At 39.4% G+C, this 19,746-nt stretch carries 14 protein-coding genes; 9 read left to right on the forward strand and 5 right to left on the reverse strand.

Annotated elements, in window-relative coordinates; translation table 11 throughout:
- Positions 1–374: 374 nt before the first annotated feature.
- From IGJ14_RS01005 to IGJ14_RS01020, 4 genes are all read left to right on the forward strand, one after another.
- Complete coding sequence (locus IGJ14_RS01005; RefSeq protein WP_019722429.1) at positions 375–3,080, forward strand: YhgE/Pip domain-containing protein; 2,706 nt, start codon at positions 375–377, stop codon at positions 3,078–3,080.
- Between the two features lie 300 nt (positions 3,081–3,380).
- Entirely contained in the window at positions 3,381–5,204 is a 1,824-nt protein-coding gene (locus IGJ14_RS01010; RefSeq protein ID WP_019722428.1) for an APC family permease, read from the forward strand.
- Between the two features lie 175 nt (positions 5,205–5,379).
- Positions 5,380–5,601, forward strand: coding sequence for a type II toxin-antitoxin system PemI/MazE family antitoxin (gene mazE, locus IGJ14_RS01015; RefSeq protein ID WP_019722427.1), 222 nt, complete (start codon positions 5,380–5,382; stop codon positions 5,599–5,601).
- On the forward strand, positions 5,601–5,969 hold the full coding sequence (locus IGJ14_RS01020) for a type II toxin-antitoxin system PemK/MazF family toxin (protein WP_019722426.1): 369 nt from the start codon (positions 5,601–5,603) through the stop codon (positions 5,967–5,969). The genes mazE and IGJ14_RS01020 overlap by 1 nt, the downstream gene beginning before the upstream one ends.
- Positions 5,970–6,155: 186 nt before the next feature.
- Here the strand turns inward: IGJ14_RS01020 and IGJ14_RS01025 are convergent, their stop codons facing one another.
- The 4 genes from IGJ14_RS01025 to IGJ14_RS01040 are packed head-to-tail and all read right to left on the reverse strand — an operon-like array spanning position 6,156 to position 9,552.
- Positions 6,156–6,818 (reverse strand): ABC transporter permease, encoded by a 663-nt coding sequence (locus IGJ14_RS01025; protein ID WP_019722425.1) that lies wholly within the window; start codon positions 6,816–6,818, stop codon positions 6,156–6,158.
- Positions 6,819–6,823: 5 nt separating this feature from the next.
- On the reverse strand, positions 6,824–7,741 hold the full coding sequence (locus IGJ14_RS01030; RefSeq protein ID WP_019722424.1) for an osmoprotectant ABC transporter substrate-binding protein: 918 nt from the start codon (positions 7,739–7,741) through the stop codon (positions 6,824–6,826).
- On the reverse strand, positions 7,738–8,379 hold the full coding sequence (locus tag IGJ14_RS01035) for an ABC transporter permease (protein ID WP_010736596.1): 642 nt from the start codon (positions 8,377–8,379) through the stop codon (positions 7,738–7,740). Before IGJ14_RS01035 ends, IGJ14_RS01030 begins: the two co-directional genes overlap by 4 nt.
- 3 nt (positions 8,380–8,382) lie before the next feature.
- Positions 8,383–9,552, reverse strand: coding sequence for a betaine/proline/choline family ABC transporter ATP-binding protein (locus IGJ14_RS01040; RefSeq protein WP_019722423.1), 1,170 nt, complete (start codon positions 9,550–9,552; stop codon positions 8,383–8,385).
- Between the two features lie 261 nt (positions 9,553–9,813).
- Between IGJ14_RS01040 and queA the strand changes: the two genes are divergently transcribed.
- The gene (gene queA, locus IGJ14_RS01045) at positions 9,814–10,845 is read left to right on the forward strand and encodes a tRNA preQ1(34) S-adenosylmethionine ribosyltransferase-isomerase QueA (RefSeq protein ID WP_010736594.1); all 1,032 of its coding nucleotides are present in this window, start codon (positions 9,814–9,816) and stop codon (positions 10,843–10,845) included.
- Between the two features lie 572 nt (positions 10,846–11,417).
- Entirely contained in the window at positions 11,418–14,078 is a 2,661-nt protein-coding gene (locus IGJ14_RS01050; protein WP_195339236.1) for a calcium-translocating P-type ATPase, PMCA-type, read from the forward strand.
- Between the two features lie 63 nt (positions 14,079–14,141).
- Here the strand turns inward: IGJ14_RS01050 and IGJ14_RS01055 are convergent, their stop codons facing one another.
- Positions 14,142–14,834 carry a DUF975 family protein gene (locus IGJ14_RS01055; RefSeq protein ID WP_430608172.1) on the reverse strand — a complete coding sequence of 231 codons (693 nt, stop codon included), beginning with the start codon at positions 14,832–14,834 and terminating at the stop codon, positions 14,142–14,144.
- A gap of 207 nt (positions 14,835–15,041) precedes the next feature.
- Here IGJ14_RS01055 and tgt point away from each other — a divergent pair, with 207 nt between their 5' ends.
- From tgt to adhE, 3 genes are all read left to right on the forward strand, one after another.
- Entirely contained in the window at positions 15,042–16,187 is a 1,146-nt protein-coding gene (gene tgt, locus IGJ14_RS01060; RefSeq protein WP_010736591.1) for a tRNA guanosine(34) transglycosylase Tgt, read from the forward strand.
- A gap of 93 nt (positions 16,188–16,280) precedes the next feature.
- Positions 16,281–16,658, forward strand: coding sequence for a preprotein translocase subunit YajC (yajC, locus tag IGJ14_RS01065; protein ID WP_010736590.1), 378 nt, complete (start codon positions 16,281–16,283; stop codon positions 16,656–16,658).
- A 315-nt stretch (positions 16,659–16,973) separates the two neighbouring features.
- Positions 16,974–19,571 carry a bifunctional acetaldehyde-CoA/alcohol dehydrogenase gene (gene adhE, locus IGJ14_RS01070; protein WP_019722420.1) on the forward strand — a complete coding sequence of 866 codons (2,598 nt, stop codon included), beginning with the start codon at positions 16,974–16,976 and terminating at the stop codon, positions 19,569–19,571.
- The last annotated feature ends 175 nt before the right edge of the window (positions 19,572–19,746 follow it).

Raw genomic sequence — 19,746 nt, forward strand, 5'->3', positions numbered from 1 at the left:
TTTTGTTTGTGTGGTTCAGTTTTGCCGGATTTTCCAGTTCTATCGGAAGATATGGTTTATAAAATAACAATATATATATATTGAAAATAAGATTATAATTTTATGAGTAACCAATTTAGACATTTTTTTAGAAACTATGGTAAGCTTTTTATAACAGATTTATGTGACTACACATAAAAAAATTATCGGGATGCTACATTTGGTAGTGAACTAGCGGATAAAAGAAGATTAATTATTTGTTAAGCAAAAGATGACAATATTCGGACAGTTTGATTTAACTGTCAAAAAATTAGTTGCTTGATTGAAAATAGGATTGAAAATCGTATGGTTTTCATGATAAAGTGATGCAGCTGAAACAAAAAAAGGTGATGAATATGAAATCAATAAAAAATACAATAAACTTATATTTACTTGATTGGAAACGAATTTTTAAAAATCCTGTTGCGACTCTTTTGATCATCGCAATTATGATCATTCCTTCATTATATGCTTGGTTCAATATCAAAGCATTATGGGACCCTTATGGCAATACTGGGGAATTACCGATTGCTGTTTATAGTGCAGACAAGCCGGCTGAGTTTGAAGGACAAGAAGTCGCCATCGGAAAAGAAGTACTGAAATCATTACATGAAAATAAAGATTTAGGTTGGCAGTTCGTTGACTCTAAAAAAGAATTAGAAGATGGTGTACGGTCTGGGGAATACTATGCTGGTATCTATTTGCCAGAGAATTTCTCGGAGGATTTATTAAGCTTTACGAGCGGCGATATCAAAAAGCCGGAGATTGAATATACAGTCAATGAAAAAATCAATGCCATTGCACCAAAAATCACAGATAAAGGTGCATCTACGATCCAATCACAAATCTCCAGTGAATTTATTCGGACGGCGAGCGAAACTTTACTAAAAGTCTTTAATGAAATTGGGTACGATATCGATACAAACCTAGTAAGTATCAATAAAGTAAAATCAATGATTCTATCCACAGATGAAAACTTGGATACGATCGATGGCTATACCCAACAAGTACTTGATCTACAAAAACAACTACCAGATATCAAAGACAAATTAGCGAAAGCAAATGAATTTGTTGATTATCTCCCAGAAGTGGATGAGATGGGACAAAAGGTCGTTGAATTGAACGATAAAATGCCAGAATTAAAGGAACAAGCCAAAATCATTCTTGACCTTCAACAAAAAATCCCAGAGATCCAAGATGCTGGACGACAAATTGCTGAAATCGACAACGATTTTTCATCAATCGAAGAAACGATGAATCAAGGAATCGAGGAAGCAAAACAAGGATTGACCATCATCCAACAAGTCCAAGACATCTTACCTGATGTGAAAAATTTAGAATCACAAGCGAAGAATCTCGCAGCGGATACCAAAACGGGCGCTGAACAATTAAAAGAAGCAGTACCAGGTATCACGACAAGCGTGAAGACAACGATAGACGCGATTGGTCAAGTAGCAACGACGACTAGTTCATTAGCGCAAACGATCGAAACAGCTGTAGAAGATGGACAACTAACAGATGAAGAAAAAGCAAATATCAATAACTTGTTAACTAATTTTATCAATGGTATTACAGCACAACAACAAGCAACGGATAAGTTGATTTCATTTTTGGAAGATCTACAAGCGAACGCTGGAAATACAAAACTACAACCGATTATTGATACGTTGAAGAGTGTAAAACCAGCATTAACTGATTTGCAAAATCGTTTAACACGATTAAATGAAGCTGTTCAGGCTGGGGATGTTTCTCAAGTTACGAAACTTTTACAAGAAGTCAGAGATGCTGCTAATTCTGTCAACGGCTTGATCAATAGTATCAATGTTGACGAAGTCAGCACAACCGTTCAATCGATCTTGACACAAGTGATCGATACGATCAGTACAGCGCAAGGTGCGTTGAGTAAAGCAGATCAAATCGACTTTGATTCGTTATTAAATTCAACCAAAGCAACCGTGACAAATGCGGTGGCGATCTTAGAGAAATATCAAAAAGAAATGCCTGCAATCGGTCAAGAGGTCCATGATGCAAATACGATGCTAAACGGTAATATGGAAACGATCGTAAATGGAATCAATAAGGGAGCTGACCTATACAATAACGACTTACCTGTATTAGAAGAGAAACTTGGTTTAGCTGCTGATTTTATCCAAAATGATTGGCCAACGATCAAAAATGAAATCAATACCACAATGACCACCGTCAACGATAAAATGCCAGAAGTCGAAACAGCAGTGAATGCTGCGGCAGACTTGATCACGAACGACTGGCCAAACATCAAAGCGGGTATCCAAAAAGCCGCAGACGCAATCCGTAAAGGAGAAGAAGAGGTTGATCTTGGGGAAGTCATCAAACTCTTGAAATTAGATGCGACAAAGGAAAGTGAATTCTTTACGATGCCTGTGGAACTACAAACTAATTCGTTGTATCCAATCCCTAATAATGGATCAGCAAGTACACCGTTCTATACTGCGCTATGTTTGTGGGTAGGTGCGGTCTTACTTTCAAGTGTCGCTACAACAGATTATTATTTAGATAAAAAAGCGCGTAAAAACTATACAAAACGGGAACAGTTTGGCGCCCGCATGTTGACCTTCTTGACGATGGCGATCGCTCAAAGCTTGATCGTTACTTTAGGGAACATGTTCTTGCTTGGTGTGTATGTAGTGAATCCAGTCTACAGTGTACTGTTTGCTGTTTTGATTGCTTTGTCATTTATGATGATCGTCTATGTTTTAGCAGCACTGTTTGACAATGTCGGCAAAGGGATAGCCATCATTATTCTTGTCTTGTCCATATCTGGTGGTGGTGGGAACTATCCAATTCAAGTTTCAGGGAAATTTTTCCAAATGATCAATCCTTTCTTGCCATTTACTCATGCAGTCAACCTCTTACGTGAATCAGCTGGTGGTATCTATTGGCCAAATGCGCTACACGCGATTTTGATATTAGTCGGCATATTTATTGTCGTAGGAATCGTTGGTACAGTATCCTATCCATTTGTGAGTGAAAAAATGAAGAAATTCAAAGAAGCTGCGCATGAAAGTCGAATCTTCCACTAGAAACGTGATGCCATCTATTCGTTTCTCGTAAAGGTTTTAAGTCTCAGTTTTTAAGTGAAGACGAGTTTAGGATAACGTTATTTTCCTAAGCTCGTCTTTTTTCTATACCAGAGAAAGCAAGTGGTTTAATTATGGAAATCACTCTAAAAATGAATTAAAAAAATATGGGGATTTTCTATCGATATTTTTCCCGAATTTTGTTGACATTTAAAGGTCAAGGGCGTACTATAACATCTTGTTTACTATAAAAAATGACACCTGTAATTCGTAGGGGAAAAGGTGTGTAAAGGAGCATAGAAATTGGATTACTTAAAAAGGTTGTTAGTAGGGAAGCCGTTGAAGTCGGCGGAAAACGACGAGCATAAATTAACAAGGTTTGCTGCGTTAGCACTACTATCTTCCGATGCGTTGTCATCGATTGCGTACGGAACAGAACAAATCGTTGTGGTATTAGTGGCGTTGTCTGCTGCTGCGATCTGGTATTCATTGCCAATTGCTGCATTTGTTATTATTTTATTGATTTCATTAACTCTTTCTTATCGGCAGATCATTCACGCATATCCACACGGGGGTGGGGCTTACGTTGTTAGTAGTGAGAACCTCGGTAAAAATGCTGGACTGATTTCGGGCGGGTCTTTATTGATCGATTATATGCTGACTGTTGCGGTTTCCGTCTCAGCCGGTGCAGAGGCGATTACTTCTGCTATACCCGCTCTATATGGGCATCAAGTAGCGATTTCAGTGACTATCGTCCTCTTGTTGATGATGTTGAACTTACGTGGACTGAGAGAGTCAGCTTCGTTTTTACTATTCCCAGTCTATACATTTATTCTCGTCATCTCCTTATTGATTGTCGTTGGTTTGTTTAATATTGTGACTGGAGCAGTACCATTACAAGCAACAGCTCTTCCAGGCGCAGTTGTTCCTGGAGTATCTGTAGCCTTGATTTTACGAGCATTTTCTTCTGGTTCTTCTTCATTGACTGGCGTAGAAGCAATCAGTAATGCAGTACCGTTCTTCAAAAAGCCACGCGCGAAAAATGCAGCAATGACTTTGACGATGATGGCATTGATCTTAGGCTTCTTTTTTGTAGGGATCACGTTTATCAACTATTGGTATGGGATCGTTCCTGAAAAAGAAGTGACTGTTCTTTCTCAAATCGGTCAAGCTGTGTTTGGGCATGGAATCTTGTATTATATCTTGCAATTTGCGACAGCCTTGATTTTGGCGGTTGCGGCAAATACAGGTTTCTCTGCTTTTCCAGTTTTAGCGTATAATCTAGCAAAAGATAAATTTATGCCTCATATGTACCAAGATCGTGGAGACCGTTTAGGCTATTCGAACGGGATCATCACCCTTGCGTTAGGTTCTATCGTGCTCTTGTTTATTTTTAATGGTTCTACGGAACGATTGATTCCATTGTATTCGATCGGTGTCTTTATTCCTTTTGCGTTATCGCAAACAGGAATGGTCATCAAATGGAAGAAAGAAGGCAAAAAGTGGTGGACGAAATCCATTGCGAATATTACTGGAGCATTCATCTCTTATGCTATCATCGCAATTTTATTTGTTTACCGCTTAGGAGATATTTGGCCATTCTTCATCATCATGCCGATCGTCATGTTCGTGTTCTATAAAATCCATGATCATTACCAAAAAGTAGCGGAACAGCTCCGTTTAGAAGATGAAGTGAATTTGCATGAATATGAAGGGAATACAGTCTTGGTGCTTGTAGGAAATGTTACACGTGTAAATACGGGGGCATTGAATTATGCACGTTCAATCGGTGATTATGTCGTTGCCATGCACGTATCGTTAGATGAGGATATCGAAAAGGAAAAAGAGATCCAAGCAGAATTTAAAAAGCATTTTCCAGATGTTCGTCTTTCAATCGTCCATTCTTCTTATCGATCGATCCAAAATCCGATTTTGCGTTATGTGGATATAGTCAGCAAAAATGCGGCGAAACAAAATTACACGACGACAGTGTTGATTCCACAATTTGTACCGAATCGCAGATGGCAGAACATCTTGCATAATCAGACGAGTCTAAGATTACGTTTGCGTCTTTCTTGGCGGGAGAATATCGTTGTAAGTACGTATAGTTATCATCTGAAAAAATAAGCACATGTGATATAGAGACAATTCTTTGACCTTAGAACAGTATTTTGGTGTTCTAAGGTCTTTTATGGTTATGTGATATTGGAGTAGGTGTTCAATTTAACCGAAAATGTATTCACGTTGTATTTATTTTTTTGTTTATAGTATGATGATAATAGATAGAATGGAGGCGAAAATTATGAAGACTAGGAAACAAGGGAATGCGATTGTTTTGACTGTGCCTACTAAATTTGGTATAGAAGAGAATGTTGAGTACATTGCTGTTAAGGGGGAAGACGATACAATCACGTTTATAAAAAAGAAAAAAAATATTTTTGATGAAGCATTTGAAAATGATGAAACAATTAATGCAAGTGCTGGATTTCCTGAGGATTCACTTGTAGGAAAGGAAATTATTTAATGGTATATACTATTAATGGCTATACGCCTAAACAAGGAGATTTCGTGATTATTAATTTCAATCCTAGCATAGGTAGAGAGATTAAAAAAAGAAGACCTGCAATTGTTGTCAGTGCGAACCATTATAATGCAGTAACAGGGATGTGTGCGGTTTGTCCAATTACTGATACGAAATATAAAAACTATATTGCATTAGATAAGAGTCATAAACTACAAGGATATATCAATCCTTTTCAAATCAAAACATTTGATTTTATGGAAAAGCAGAGAAATGTACGCTTTGTAGAGAAAGCCACTCTAGCTGAGTTAGGTGAAGTGGCACAAATCATTGATATGGTGTTTGATTTTTCATCATTATTGTCAGAGTAAGTAGCAACTCATTTATTTATAGTTTATATAGAACTGTACATACCAGAAGATTTAGTCAATGATTATCAATCTGAACTTCAGTAAAAAAACACCACCAAATCAAGCGTTTATTTCTTGAACTGGCGGTGTTTTCAATTGTTTAAAGATAGAAATCTATTGGGTTCAATTATGCATTCTCTATGTTCATCATCTTGAATGCTTTGCCGCAGGGTCTAAACGGCGTTCGATGATCCCTAAGACCCAGTCGGTGATGATTGCCATGAAGGCTGTTGGCAAGGCTCCGGCTAAGATGATCGACGTACCATCTGTGGCATTGGTCCCACGAATGATGATGTCTCCTAATCCGCCAGCTCCGACGAAGGCACCGATGGCGGTGATCCCGATGGCAACGACCAAAGCATTTCTAATGCCTGCCATAATGACTGACACAGACAACGGTAGTTCTACCATAAAGAGACGTTGGCTGGCTGTCATCCCCATCCCTTTACCGACATCAAGGATATTTTTGTCGACTTGGATCATCCCAGTGTACGTGTTCTTGATGATCGGTAGTAGCGAATATAAGAAAACTGTAACGATCACGACATTTACTCCTAAACCTAACCCGATCATCAAGATCGAGATCATGGCTAACGAAGGAATCGTTTGGATGATATTTGCAAAACGGATCACCCAATTGGCTAACTTACGTTTTCGTGAAATGAGAATACCAACGGGGATACCGACGATTGCTGCAAAAAGTACGCCATAGATCGAAATGAGAAAGTGACGTAGGAACTGTGAAAAGACATACGTACCATTCTCTTGAAAATAATAAATAAATTGTTCAAGCCAATTCATGTTTTCCATTATCGTCACTCCCCTCCAAAGTATTGGTTTTCTTTTAAAAAGCGCTCTGCGACGACAGAAGGCTCAACCAAATTATTGTCTGCTTCATAGTTCAATTGTTGCATTTTTTCAGTGCTGATCGTATTACTTAATTTTGTTAATGCTTCTGCTAATCCCGGCGTATCTTTTAATAGTTGATTATCTACAACCGGTGCAGCGTCATAAGGTGGGAAAAAACTCAAGTCATCTTCTAGCATGACTAGATCATAACTAGCGATACGACCGTCTGTGGAATACCCTAAAACGATATCCATTCGCCCAGCTTCTACGGCGTCATAGACTAGACCGATCTGCATAGGCAAGATAGAATCAAATGAAAAGCCATATGTTTCTTTGAAGCCGTCATAGCCATCTCCTTTACGATTGATCCAGGAAGTATCCACTCCAGCGACAAGTTCATCGGCGACATTTTTCAAGTCACTGACTTTCTTTAAATTGTATTTTTCCGCAGTATCTTTGCGAACAAGAAAAACGTAGGTGTTCTCGAACCCATAAGAAGGGAACCAGGTTTGATCATACCTTTTTTCAAATTCACGTTTTACGATATCGAACGCTTTTGCGGGATCTTTTTCAGGTGGCAGATTAAGGGTAGTCGTCAAATCTGTCCCTGTATAGCGAGCGGCAGAAATCGAAGCATCTCCGTTGATCATCGCTTGATGATTGATTGTTGTCGTCGCTAAATTATTGATGATCGTCGTATTTTTTTCTGTATAATGTTCGATCATCCCGGCAACGATACTGGCAATGATCTGAGCTTCAGAAGTGATCCCACCGGTGATAGAAATCGTATCTTCATCCGTATTACTTGCCAATCCTGGGAAGGAGCAACTTGCAAGTAATAAGACGGTCAATACGAGAACGACACTATTTCTGATTCGTTTCATTCGTCATTCTCCTCCCTCAATGCGATCGGAGTTAACCGATTCTCCAATAGTCCTAATAAGAAATCTGCAAGCAATGCTAAGATTGTTACAGGGATCGTACCAGCGAAAATCAAATCGGGTTGATAATTATTCAAACCGCTAAAAATCAAATCGCCTAGCCCACCTGCGCCGATGTAAGAGGCGAGGGTTGCCCATGCAATCACATAGACTGCTGCTAACCGGATACCTGCCATGATCGTCGGCATAGCGATCGGCAATTCGACAGAAAAAATCGATTGGATATTTGTCATCCCCATGCCTTTTGCGACATCGCGGTAATTCCAATCCACATTTTTCATCCCAATATAGGTATTTCTTAAAATAGGTAAAAGGGAATAGATAAATAGGGCAATGATTGCAGGCAATTTACCGACACCGAATAATGGAATCATAAGTGCTAATAGGGCAAGAGAAGGGACTGTTTGTAACGCACTGGTCAGTCCAATAACGATCGTTGCGACTTTAGGAAAACGCGTCAAAAGAACACCTAAAGGAACAGCAACGGCAATCCCGATGACCAATGCAATTGCTGAAATATAGAGATGTTCGAGACTTTTTGAGAGGATCTCAGCGCCATGTTGTTGAAAAAATTCGGCCATTGGTTAAACCTCCTTTGTTTCAGATGGCGTACCAATTGCATCAGTAAGCGATGGTTCTTCGCCCCAGATCACGTCATAGACGATGTCGACAAGAGAGGCTCGAGTTAAAATACCAACGACTTTATTTTGTTCATCAACTACTGGCACATATTTTAAACCACGTTTTAAGATTCGTTGTAGGGTATCACGTAAATAAGCAGATTGTTTTACATAAAAAACATCCTTGTTCAAGATATCGCCAACACTCGAGACTTTTCCACGTTTCTTATCGATTGTTTCAACATCGATAAATCCTTTTAAGGTATTTGAATTATCCGTCACTAAAAGCGTATCGACGCGTTTTTCACGCATCAATTTGATGGCTTCTTGCAATGATTTTTCTGGCGTGATCGTGATGGCTTGGTTCAGCATGACTTCGCCTACTTTTGTGGTATCTGGTTTGGCTTGAAGTAAGCGATCTTCACCGATCAATTCTTCGACAAATTCATTGGCAGGGTGGCGTAAAATATTTTGTGGCGTATCAAATTGAATGACTCTACCTTCACTCATGATCGCGATACGACTGGATAATTTGATTGCTTCATCCATATCATGTGTCACGAAGACGATGGTTTTTCCTAGACGTTCTTGCAGATCCTTGACTAAATCTTGTAAGGAATCTCTTGTGATAGGGTCCAATGCTCCAAAAGGTTCATCCATCAAAATGATGTCTTGATTCGCCGCTAACGCGCGAACGACACCGATACGCTGCTGTTGACCACCAGATAATTCATGTGGGTAACGATCAAGCATTTCACGAGGAAGTTCCACCAGGTCGATCATTTTCTCTGCTGTTTTGTTCCGTTCTTCTTGGCTGACCTTCAATAATTTTTGGACAAGAGTGATATTTTCCCGGATCGTCATGTGAGGCATCAAACCGATACTTTGGATCACATAGCCGATTTGTCGTCGGAGTTCAACGGGATTGATTTCTTGGATCGACTTTCCATCAATCAAAATCTGACCTTCTGTCGGGTCTGTCATGCGGTTAAGCATTCGCATCGTAGTGGTTTTTCCGCTCCCACTTGTACCGATAAAACAGATGAATTCGCCTTTTTCAAAAGAAATATTGACGTTCTCGACCGCGACTTTTCCACCTTTATAAATTTTTGATACATTCTGAAATTCGATCATCATTGCACCTCTTCTTTTCTTTTCCATAAAGAATGTTCTTATAATAGTATGCCTAAAATAACTAAGGAATACAAATTTGATGATTTATTTACTATACAAATAACTAGACTAGTAGGCGTTTTTTGAAATTATAAATAAAATATAGCTGAAAAGATAACGCAACTAATCATAAATGAATGGAAGGATAAGATTTTTGCTTTTTGGCATTGTCGGCATAAAATGGTAAAATAAAAGGGCCAAACAGAGAAAGTGAGTGACGATATGTTAACAACAGAAGATTTCGATTTTGAGTTACCCGAAGAACTGATTGCCCAAACACCATTAAAAGACCGGGATCATTCCCGATTACTTGTAGTTGACCGTAAGACAGGTGAGATGATGGATAAACATTTCCATGAAATCATTGAGGAATTAAATCCTGGTGATGCGTTAGTGATGAATAATACACGCGTATTGCCTGCGCGCTTATACGGTGAAAAAGTAGAGACGGGTGCCCACTTAGAAGTATTGCTTTTGACCAATACAGAAGGTGACACCTGGGAGACACTGATCAAACCAGCCAAACGTGCCAAAGTAGGGACAGAGATCATTTTTGGTGACGGACGTTTAAAAGCAGTTGTGAAAGAAGAGCTGGATCATGGTGGACGAATCATTGAGTTTGCTTATGAGGGGATTTTCTTAGAGAATCTAGAAGCGCTTGGCGAAATGCCGTTACCGCCTTATATCAAAGAACGTTTAGAAGATCCAGATCGCTATCAAACTGTCTATGCAGAAGAAAATGGCTCAGCAGCTGCACCAACTGCTGGCTTACATTTCACGACAGAATTATTAGATGAAATCAAAGCAAAAGGCGTGGAGCTTGTGTATTTGACACTGCATGTCGGTCTAGGAACCTTCCGTCCAGTGAGTGTCGATAAAATCGAAGAGCATGAAATGCACAGTGAATTTTATCGTTTGACCGAAGAAGCTGCTACTCGTTTGAATCAAGTTCGCCAAAATGGCGGGAAAATCGTGGCAGTAGGAACGACTTCAATCCGCACATTAGAAACGATTGGTACGAAATTTGATGGGGAGATCAAAGCAGATAGTGGCTGGACCGATATCTTTATTACGCCAGGGTATGAGTTCAAAGTAGTTGAAGCTTTTTCTACGAATTTCCACTTGCCAAAATCCACTTTAGTGATGCTAGTCAGTGCGTTTGCTGGTAGAGAATTAACATTATCAGCTTATCAACATGCCATCGATGAACGTTACCGTTTCTTCAGTTTTGGAGATGCGATGTTTGTAAAGTAACTTTTTAAGATAAAAAAGACCCCGACTCTCGATTAGTCGGGGCTTTTGTGCTTCGGAAGGAAACAAATAAATAGAATTAGTGTAACTTTCCATAGAACATGCAAAGTACGGTGTTGAATTTCTTCTTGATAAACAAAAAATCTTGTTTTCTTTACATCTTCAACAGTTGAATCATCTCTTGTTCCTATTCAATTTTCAGATGTTCATGTTATTTAATTGTTACGTATCCCACTACTTCTTTTTTTGAACGATTTTCGTTTCAAACAGTCATACGCATTCACTATTTATAATGGTTACTTCACATGCTCGTTAAGGTGAAACTTGTACTTCTAACAACTTTGTTTGCTTATACTACTCTATCGAGAAATTCTTCTATCTATTTGTCTTTTCCTCCTTCCTTATGGTTAAATCATACCACGTTTTGGTAGCGTTTGCAATCGATATGTATTGATTATTTTAAAATTTTTCTCTACATATATATATGCGATATAGTTGAATTGATTAAAAAAATGATGTTATACTAAAATCGTACCTTAACATAACGTTCATTTTTAAAAGAAAGGGAGTATAGGATGGATAGTTACAAAAAAACAATAGAAGAAATAGCAGAAGAAACAAAAGTAGATATAGATCAAGGGTTGTCGATGAGTGAAGCAAAGGAACGAAGTCGGCAACAAGGAAAAAATCAATTCGAAGAAGCTCCCAAAGAATCACTCTTCAAAAAATTTATACGAAGTCTTTCAGATTTTACCACAATTGTTTTATTAGTTGCCGCAGTCATTTCATTTTACACCGCATTTGCAACAGAACATGGTGACCTATTCGAAGGACTCTTGATCATTGCGATCGTTATTATCAATTCAGTTCTAGCGATTGTTCAAGAAGGAAATGCAGAAAAAGCATTAGAATCTCTCCAAGATATGAATAAACAAACCGCTACGGTCCTTAGAGATGGGAAAGTAGAAAAAGTAGATGCTGAGAATCTAGTCGTTGGAGATGTGCTGATTTTAGAATCAGGATCAGCGATTGCAGCAGATGCTCGTTTAGTAGAAACATCACAATTACGCGTAGAAGAATCAGCTCTAACCGGTGAAAGTGAGGCTGTCGAAAAAGACGCAGGTTACATAAGTCAAGAAGATGACTCTCTCGGTGACCAATTAAACATGGTCTTTAAAGGCTGTACCGTTGCCGCTGGTCGTGGGAAAGCGATCGTCACAGCGATTGGTATGCAGACCGAAATGGGAAAAATCGCCGGATTATTAAATGACCATACAATGCAGAAAACACCACTACAAGTCCGTTTGAATCAATTAGGGAAGCGAATCAGTGTGATTGCATTAGCAGCTGCTGCCTTAGTCTTTTTGATTGGTGAACTTCAAGGGGAACCGTTACTTGAAATGTTCATGACTTCGATTTCGTTGGCTGTTGCCGCAGTACCAGAAACATTAACTGTTATCGTTACATTGACACTTGCTTATGGTGTACAGAAAATGGCGAAAAAACATGCGATTATTCGTCAGCTGCCAGCTGTTGAAACGCTCGGTACTGCGAATGTCATCTGTTCGGATAAAACCGGTACACTGACACAAAACCGGATGCGCGTACGTCGTGTGTGGAGTAAAGAAGATGAAGTAACAGATGTCGAAGATTCAATGACAAATAGCGCGATGGAAATTTTAAAAATGGCTGCATTATGTACAGATGTGACGGTTGAAAAAGAGGACGATGAATTGATCGTCAAAGGTAATCCAACGGAAGCAGCAATTGTACGTGCAGTTGAGGAAAACTATCATACAAAAGAAGAATTAGAAGAAAAATACCCAAGGGTTGACGAACTTCCATTCGACTCTGATCGAAAAATGATGACGACTGTCCATAAAATGGGTGATAAGTATATCTCTATCACAAAAGGCGCATTTGATGTCTTAGCACCAAAATTTACGTCTGGAGATGTTGAACAAGCAGAAGTGGTCAACGACCGTTTTGGGAAACGTGCCTTACGTGTAATTGCAGTAGGTTATCGAACGTATGACGAAAAACCACAAGAAATCACTTCAGAAGCTTTAGAAAAAGATCTACGTTTGATTGGCTTGATCGGTATGATCGATCCGCCGCGTCCTGAAAGTAAAGGCGCTATCAAGCGTGCGAAAAAAGCTGGTATCAAAACAGTGATGATCACTGGGGACCATGTCGTCACTGCCAGTGCGATTGCCAAAGAATTGGGAATTTTGACCAATAGTAACGAAGCTCTTTCAGGTGCGGAACTCCGTGCGTTATCTGATGAAGAATTGGATGATCGAGTAAAAGATTTATCCGTCTATGCTCGCGTAACCCCAGAAGATAAAATCCGAATCGTCAAATCATGGCAACGAACAGGTGCTGTGGTCGCAATGACAGGCGATGGTGTGAACGATGCGCCAGCATTGAAAGCGAGTGACGTTGGATGTGCAATGGGGATCACCGGTACAGATGTAGCGCAAAGTGCCGCTGACATGATTTTGACCGATGATAACTTCGCTACGATCGTTGATGCAGTTAGCCAAGGACGTTCCGTTTATCAAAATATTCGAAAAGCGATCAACTTCTTATTAAGCTGTAATATCTCTGAGATTTTTATCGTATTGATTGCGATGTTAGTTGGTTGGGGGGCACCATTTACAGCCGTTCAACTGTTGTTCGTAAACGTTGTCGCTGATGGACTACCTGGTTTCGCTCTAGGAAGAGAACCAGCAGAGGAAGGGATCATGAATGAAGCACCAATTCCTAAAAATGAAGGGATTTTCGCTCGTGGTCTAATGAAGAAAATTGCCATCAATGCAGGAATATTTACGGTAGTCACTTTATTTGGTTACTACTTAGGAAGCTTCGTTGATACGATCAGCCCTTGGGTTGATGCTAGTCAAGAAGTTGGCCAAACCGTTGCATTTCTAGTATTGGCTTACTCTTCGATCCTTCATGTCTTTAATGTTCGTAGTAGTCAATCGATTTTCAAAGTGAACTTAGCAACGAATAAATCGTTAGTGGAAATGGCGATTCTTTCCCTTCTTATCACGTCAGCAGTCGCTTTATTACCATTCACGCAAGAATTATTTGGGTTAGTTCATATTAGTTTGAATCATTGGTTCTTAGTAGGAATCTTGTCGATCATACCGATTGGGGTCAATGAATTGATCAAGTTCCACCAATTGCCAGATGAGGAAGAGACAGTAGAAGCACCAGAATCTGAAATGTAAAAAATAAACACCAAAAAAGGATTGGAGATTTTCCAATCCTTTTTATTATGGTGAAAAAGCTGATTAAACTTGTTTTGGTAATTGTTCGTAAAAAGCAGCTTTAGTTGCAGTGATGTATGGATTCAACCATAGATAACCGATACCGACTGTGGCAATTGCTAAGATGTGCCATCCGATAAACGATAAGTCTAACCAGAATAATTTTCCTTTGTAGCCATCCATCAATTTGCGGCTTGCAGTGATCGTATCAAGGATTTTTGGTTTTTCGCCTGTTTCTGTTACGACATCATAGTAAATGAAATAACTTTGAGAATAGGCATACCTTTTGATGATCCCAGGAATGACTAAAAGCAATGCCCATAACGTAGTGAAAATCGTTGTCACTAGTGCTAACAATAGAACGCCACCGAAGAATACGCCTGAAAAACCGCGGAAAGCATCTTTGAATGGTTCGATCGTTGTTCGTTTCCCACGGATAATGTCTAAATAGGTCCAAGAAATCCCACTCATGAACAATGCACTGATGATCGTAGAAACGATCCCTCCGCCTGAACTACTGCTACTTGAACCACTCACCATTTCTTGCATTGCGCTACTGTCTTGCATCGTTGCAATCAGTAAAGCAGTAGGTAAAGCTAAAATAAGAATAATAGCAATTGTGATCAATGTTGGAATCAGATTTAATAGAATTGCTTGCCCCCAACGTCCCTTTAAGCTTTCTTTTGCTTGTTGTTTTAATTCCCCAGAAGATACCATATTTTCCACTCCTTTTTTTTGATAGTCTTAGTATATCAAAGAAGGACTGATTTTGCTCTAGGAATCCTCTTTCGTTATTGAAAGGTTCACAAAAAAAGCAGGTTAAAAAAACCTATAAAAAAAGAGAAGCTCTTGCAAAAAGCAGTTGAAAAGATTATGATGGTGGGAGTTGCAAACGCGATTCTATAAAAGAAAGTAGGGAATTGAATGACAGAACCTGCCATTCGTTATCGTTTAATAAAAAAAGAAAAACATACAGGCGCCCGCCTTGGTGAATTGATTACTCCTCATGGAACTTTTCCAACGCCGATGTTTATGCCTGTGGGTACATTAGCTACCGTTAAAACTATGTCGCCGGAAGAACTAAAAGAAATGGGTGCAGGCGTGATTTTGAGTAATACCTACCATTTATGGCTTCGTCCTGGAGAAGATTTGGTCGAAGAAGCAGGTGGCTTGCATAAATTTATGAATTGGGACCAGCCGATTTTAACTGATTCTGGTGGATTTCAAGTCTTCTCATTAAGTGATATGCGTAACATCGTTGAAGAAGGTGTGCATTTCAAAAACCACTTGAACGGCTCAAAAATGTTCTTGTCTCCTGAAAAAGCCATCAACATCCAAAATAAATTAGGTTCTGATATCATGATGAGTTTTGATGAATGTCCTCCATTTGATGAGAGCTATGATTATGTGAAAAAATCAGTTGAACGAACTTCTCGTTGGGCAGAGCGTGGATTGAAAGCTCATGCGAATCCAGATCGTCAAGGATTATTTGGTATCATCCAAGGAGCTGGTTTTGAAGATTTACGTAAACAAAGTGCGAAAGACTTAATCAGTATGGATTTCCCTGGGTATTCCATCGGAGGTTTATCTGTCGGTGAACCAAAAGCTGAGATGAACCGTGTCTTAGAATTTACGACGCCATTGATCCCAGATCATAAACCACGTTATTTGATGGGAGTAGGAGCTGCGGATTCATTGATTGATGGCGTGATTCGTGGAGTCGATATGTTCGACTGTGTTCTACCGACCCGAATCGCTCGTAACGGAACATGTATGACATCGCAAGGCCGATTAGTCGTAAAAAATGCGCAATATGCCCGGGATTTCCGTCCAATCGATGAAAAATGTGATTGCTATACTTGTAAGAATTATACGAGAGCGTATATTCGTCACTTGATCAAATGCGATGAAACATTTGGTATCCGTTTAACGTCTTATCACAATCTATACTTCTTATTAAACTTGATGAAACAAGTACGACAAGCGATTATGGATGATAACTTATTAGAGTTTCGTGCAGCCTTTTTCGAAGAGTATGGGTTCAATAAAGAAAACGCAAAAAGTTTCTAGCAGGATTTGTGAAATTTAGTTAAAAAACTAGTTTCTAGCGCCTTTTTCTGCTAAAGTGTTTAGTGTAGATATTTAGTTAGTGAGGTGAAAAAAATGGGTTCATTACCAATGTTAGTGATGTTCGTTGCCCTATTAGGGATGTGGTTCTTTATGTCACGTACACAAAAGAAACAACAACAAGAACGTCAAAACTTGCTTGATAGTATGAAAGCTGGCGATGAAGTAGTCACGATCGGTGGACTTCATGGCGTAGTCTCAGAAATCGACGAGACAAATCGTACAGTTGTTTTAGACTGCGAAGGGATCTTTTTAGAATACGATCGAGCAGCCATCAAAACGGTAAAACCAGGTACAGGCGCGATGACAAGCACACCAATCGCACCAGTAGAAGAACCGACAGAACCAGAAGTAATTGAAACTGTTGAAGTTCCAGAAACACCTGAAGAGAAAAAAGAAGAAAAAGAATTGTAAACACCGGTTGTTAGCCACGCGTTGGCTAAATGTATACGGAGTTCGATCATTCTTTATCAAAAAGACTGTCGTCATTCCTATCTCGTATAGAGAAAAGAAGGCGATCAGTCTTTTTTTTTGTGACTTTGCTAAATAAATCACGTCTGCCATTATGGAACGGTTACTCGATAATCGCTCTTGTGGAACGGCCTGTTTCTAAAGAAAAATATAACTGTGAAAAAAATCACAAAAAAGTATTTACATCGAAAAAAAAGTGTTGTATGATGTGTATGTGAAATAATTAACAAATAACCATGACTCAGTAGGAGGAACATAATGGCTAAAATAATGGAAAAAGAAGAGACGAAAACTGTTGATGTACAAGCGATGATCGACGACTTGGCGACAAAAGCAAATGTTGCGTTGAAAGAAATGGAAAGTTTTGATCAAGAAAAAGTAGATCACATTGTGCATGAAATGGCAATGGCTGCATTAGATCAGCACATGCCTCTAGCAAAAATGGCTGTAGAAGAAACTGGCCGTGGCATCTATGAAGATAAAGCAATCAAAAATATGTATGCTTCAGAATATATTTGGAACAGTATCAAATATGACAAAACTGTCGGAGTAATCAATGAAGACACTCAAAAAGGATTGATTGAGATTGCTGAACCAGTCGGCGTCGTTTGTGGAGTAACACCAACAACAAACCCAACTTCAACAACGATCTTTAAATCAATGATCGCTTTGAAAACCAGAAACCCAATCGTTTTTGCTTTCCATCCAAGCGCTCAAAAATGTTCCGCTGAGGCAGCAAGAGTCGTTCGTGATGCAGCCATCGCAGCAGGTGCGCCAGAAAACTGTATCCAATGGATCGAGCATCCATCGATCGATGCGACTTCAATGTTGATGAACCACCCAGGAATTGCGATCGTATTAGCAACTGGTGGTGCAGGCATGGTAAAATCCGCTTATTCAACTGGTAAACCAGCTTTAGGTGTTGGACCGGGTAACGTTCCTGCATATATCGAAAAAACAGCAAAAGTAAAACGTGCAGTGAATGACTTGATCGTATCAAAAACATTCGATAACGGAATGATTTGTGCTTCTGAACAAGCAGTCATCGTAGATAAAGAAATCTATGCAGCCGTAAAAGCAGAATTCCAAGCACACCAAGTTTACTTCGTTAAACCAGCAGAGCTTTCAAAATTAGAAGATGCTGTCATGAATGAAGGTAAATACGCTGTAAATCCTGCAATCGTGGGACATTCAGCAATGGATATCGCAAAATTAGCAGGGATCAATGTACCAGAAGGAACAAAATTATTAGTGGCAGAATTAGAAGGCGTAGGGCCTGATTATCCACTTTCACGTGAGAAACTTTCACCAGTTTTAGCAATGGTCAAATCAAACAGTACAGAACATGCTTTCGAATTATGTGAAGGAATGTTGAACCTTGGTGGATTAGGACATACAGCTGTCATCCATTCAGAAAACGAAGAGTTGCATGTTCAATTCGGACTACGCATGAAAGCTTGTCGTATCTTAGTCAACACACCATCAGCAGAAGGCGGAATCGGAAATATCTACAACGAAATGATTCCATCATTGACACTAGGTTGTGGTTCATACGGAAAGAATTCTGTTTCAAGAAACGTATCAGCAGTCAACTTAATCAACGTCAAAACTGTAGCGAAACGGAGAAATAACATGCAATGGTTCAAATTACCACCAAAAATCTTCTTTGAAAAGAACTCTTTGCTTTACTTGGAAAAAATGGAAAACGTCGAACGTGTCATGATCGTTTGTGACCCAGGTATGGTCCAATTCGGCTACTGTGACACTGTAAGAGAAGTATTAGCACGTCGTAAAAATGATGTGAAAATCGAGATCTTCTCAGATGTTGAACCAAACCCTTCAACAAACACAGTTTACGCTGGTACAAAAATGATGGCGGACTTCAAACCAGACACAGTGATCGCTCTTGGGGGCGGATCAGCAATGGATGCGGCAAAAGGCATGTGGATGTTCTATGAACACCCAGATACTTCATTCTTTGGTGCAAAACAAAAATTCTTAGATATCCGTAAACGTACGTACAAGATCGACAAACCTGAAAAAACTCAGTTTGTATGTATCCCAACAACATCAGGAACAGGTTCAGAAGTGACACCATTTGCGGTAATCACAGATAGCGAAACACACGTGAAATATCCGTTAGCTGACTACGCATTAACACCAGACGTGGCGATCGTTGACCCACAATTTGTTATGTCAGTTCCCGCTTCAGTTACAGCTGATACAGGTATGGACGTCTTGACACATGCCATCGAATCTTATGTATCTGTGATGGCTTCTGATTACACTCGTGGTTTAAGTTTACAAGCAATCAAATTAGTCTTCGACTACTTGGAAAAATCAGTGAAAACACCAGATATGGAATCACGCGAAAAAATGCATAATGCGTCAACAATGGCTGGTATGGCCTTTGCCAATGCTTTCTTAGGAATTTGTCACTCAGTTGCGCATAAGATCGGTGGAGAATACGGTATCCCTCATGGACGTACAAATGCGATCCTATTACCGCATATCATCCGCTACAATGCGAAAGATCCACAAAAACATGCGATGTTCCCTAAATATGACTACTTCCGTGCGGATACAGACTACGCAGATATCGCGAAGTTCTTAGGTTTGAAAGGGAAAACAACAGCAGAGCTTGTAGAAGCATTAGCAACAGCTGTTAGCGACTTAGGAAAATCTGTTGGTATTGACATGAGCTTGAGAGCGCAAGGCGTGACGCAAGAAACATTAGACACAACAGTTGATCGCATGGCTGAATTAGCGTATGAAGATCAATGTACAACAGCCAATCCAAAAGAACCATTGATCAGTGAATTGAAACAAATCATTATCGACGCATATAATGCGTAATTCATAACTAAAAGTTGTCCCAACAACGAATCAAGCATAAGAGAATCTTCTCACTTGGTTCGTTGTTTTTTTTGTTTTTCGTATAATTTCTATCCATTGACATACTAGAAGAATTTCCAGAAACAATTTTTTATAGACCCTCAGCGAGTTGCTGGAAGATAAAATATCGTAGCTT

Origin of the sequence: Enterococcus sp. DIV1304_2 (assembly GCF_050555445.1) — a bacterium.
Classification (GTDB): Bacteria; Bacillota; Bacilli; order Lactobacillales; family Enterococcaceae; genus Enterococcus_B; species Enterococcus_B pernyi.

Bases quoted from the DNA above. Each gene is read 5' to 3' on its own strand.
- IGJ14_RS01030 (WP_019722424.1), bottom strand. From the start codon at position 7,741: ATGAAACGAATCAGAAATAGTGTCGTTCTCGTATTGACCGTCTTATTA.
- IGJ14_RS01050 (WP_195339236.1), top strand. From the start codon at position 11,418: ATGGATAGTTACAAAAAAACAATAGAAGAAATAGCAGAAGAAACAAAA.
- mazE (WP_019722427.1), top strand. From the start codon at position 5,380: ATGAAGACTAGGAAACAAGGGAATGCGATTGTTTTGACTGTGCCTACT.
- yajC (WP_010736590.1), top strand. From the start codon at position 16,281: ATGGGTTCATTACCAATGTTAGTGATGTTCGTTGCCCTATTAGGGATG.
- IGJ14_RS01005 (WP_019722429.1), top strand. From the start codon at position 375: ATGAAATCAATAAAAAATACAATAAACTTATATTTACTTGATTGGAAA.
- tgt (WP_010736591.1), top strand. From the start codon at position 15,042: ATGACAGAACCTGCCATTCGTTATCGTTTAATAAAAAAAGAAAAACAT.
- IGJ14_RS01020 (WP_019722426.1), top strand. From the start codon at position 5,601: ATGGTATATACTATTAATGGCTATACGCCTAAACAAGGAGATTTCGTG.
- adhE (WP_019722420.1), top strand. From the start codon at position 16,974: ATGGCTAAAATAATGGAAAAAGAAGAGACGAAAACTGTTGATGTACAA.
- queA (WP_010736594.1), top strand. From the start codon at position 9,814: ATGTTAACAACAGAAGATTTCGATTTTGAGTTACCCGAAGAACTGATT.
- IGJ14_RS01025 (WP_019722425.1), bottom strand. From the start codon at position 6,818: ATGGAAAACATGAATTGGCTTGAACAATTTATTTATTATTTTCAAGAG.
- IGJ14_RS01055 (WP_430608172.1), bottom strand. From the start codon at position 14,834: ATGGTATCTTCTGGGGAATTAAAACAACAAGCAAAAGAAAGCTTAAAG.
- IGJ14_RS01035 (WP_010736596.1), bottom strand. From the start codon at position 8,379: ATGGCCGAATTTTTTCAACAACATGGCGCTGAGATCCTCTCAAAAAGT.
- IGJ14_RS01040 (WP_019722423.1), bottom strand. From the start codon at position 9,552: ATGATCGAATTTCAGAATGTATCAAAAATTTATAAAGGTGGAAAAGTC.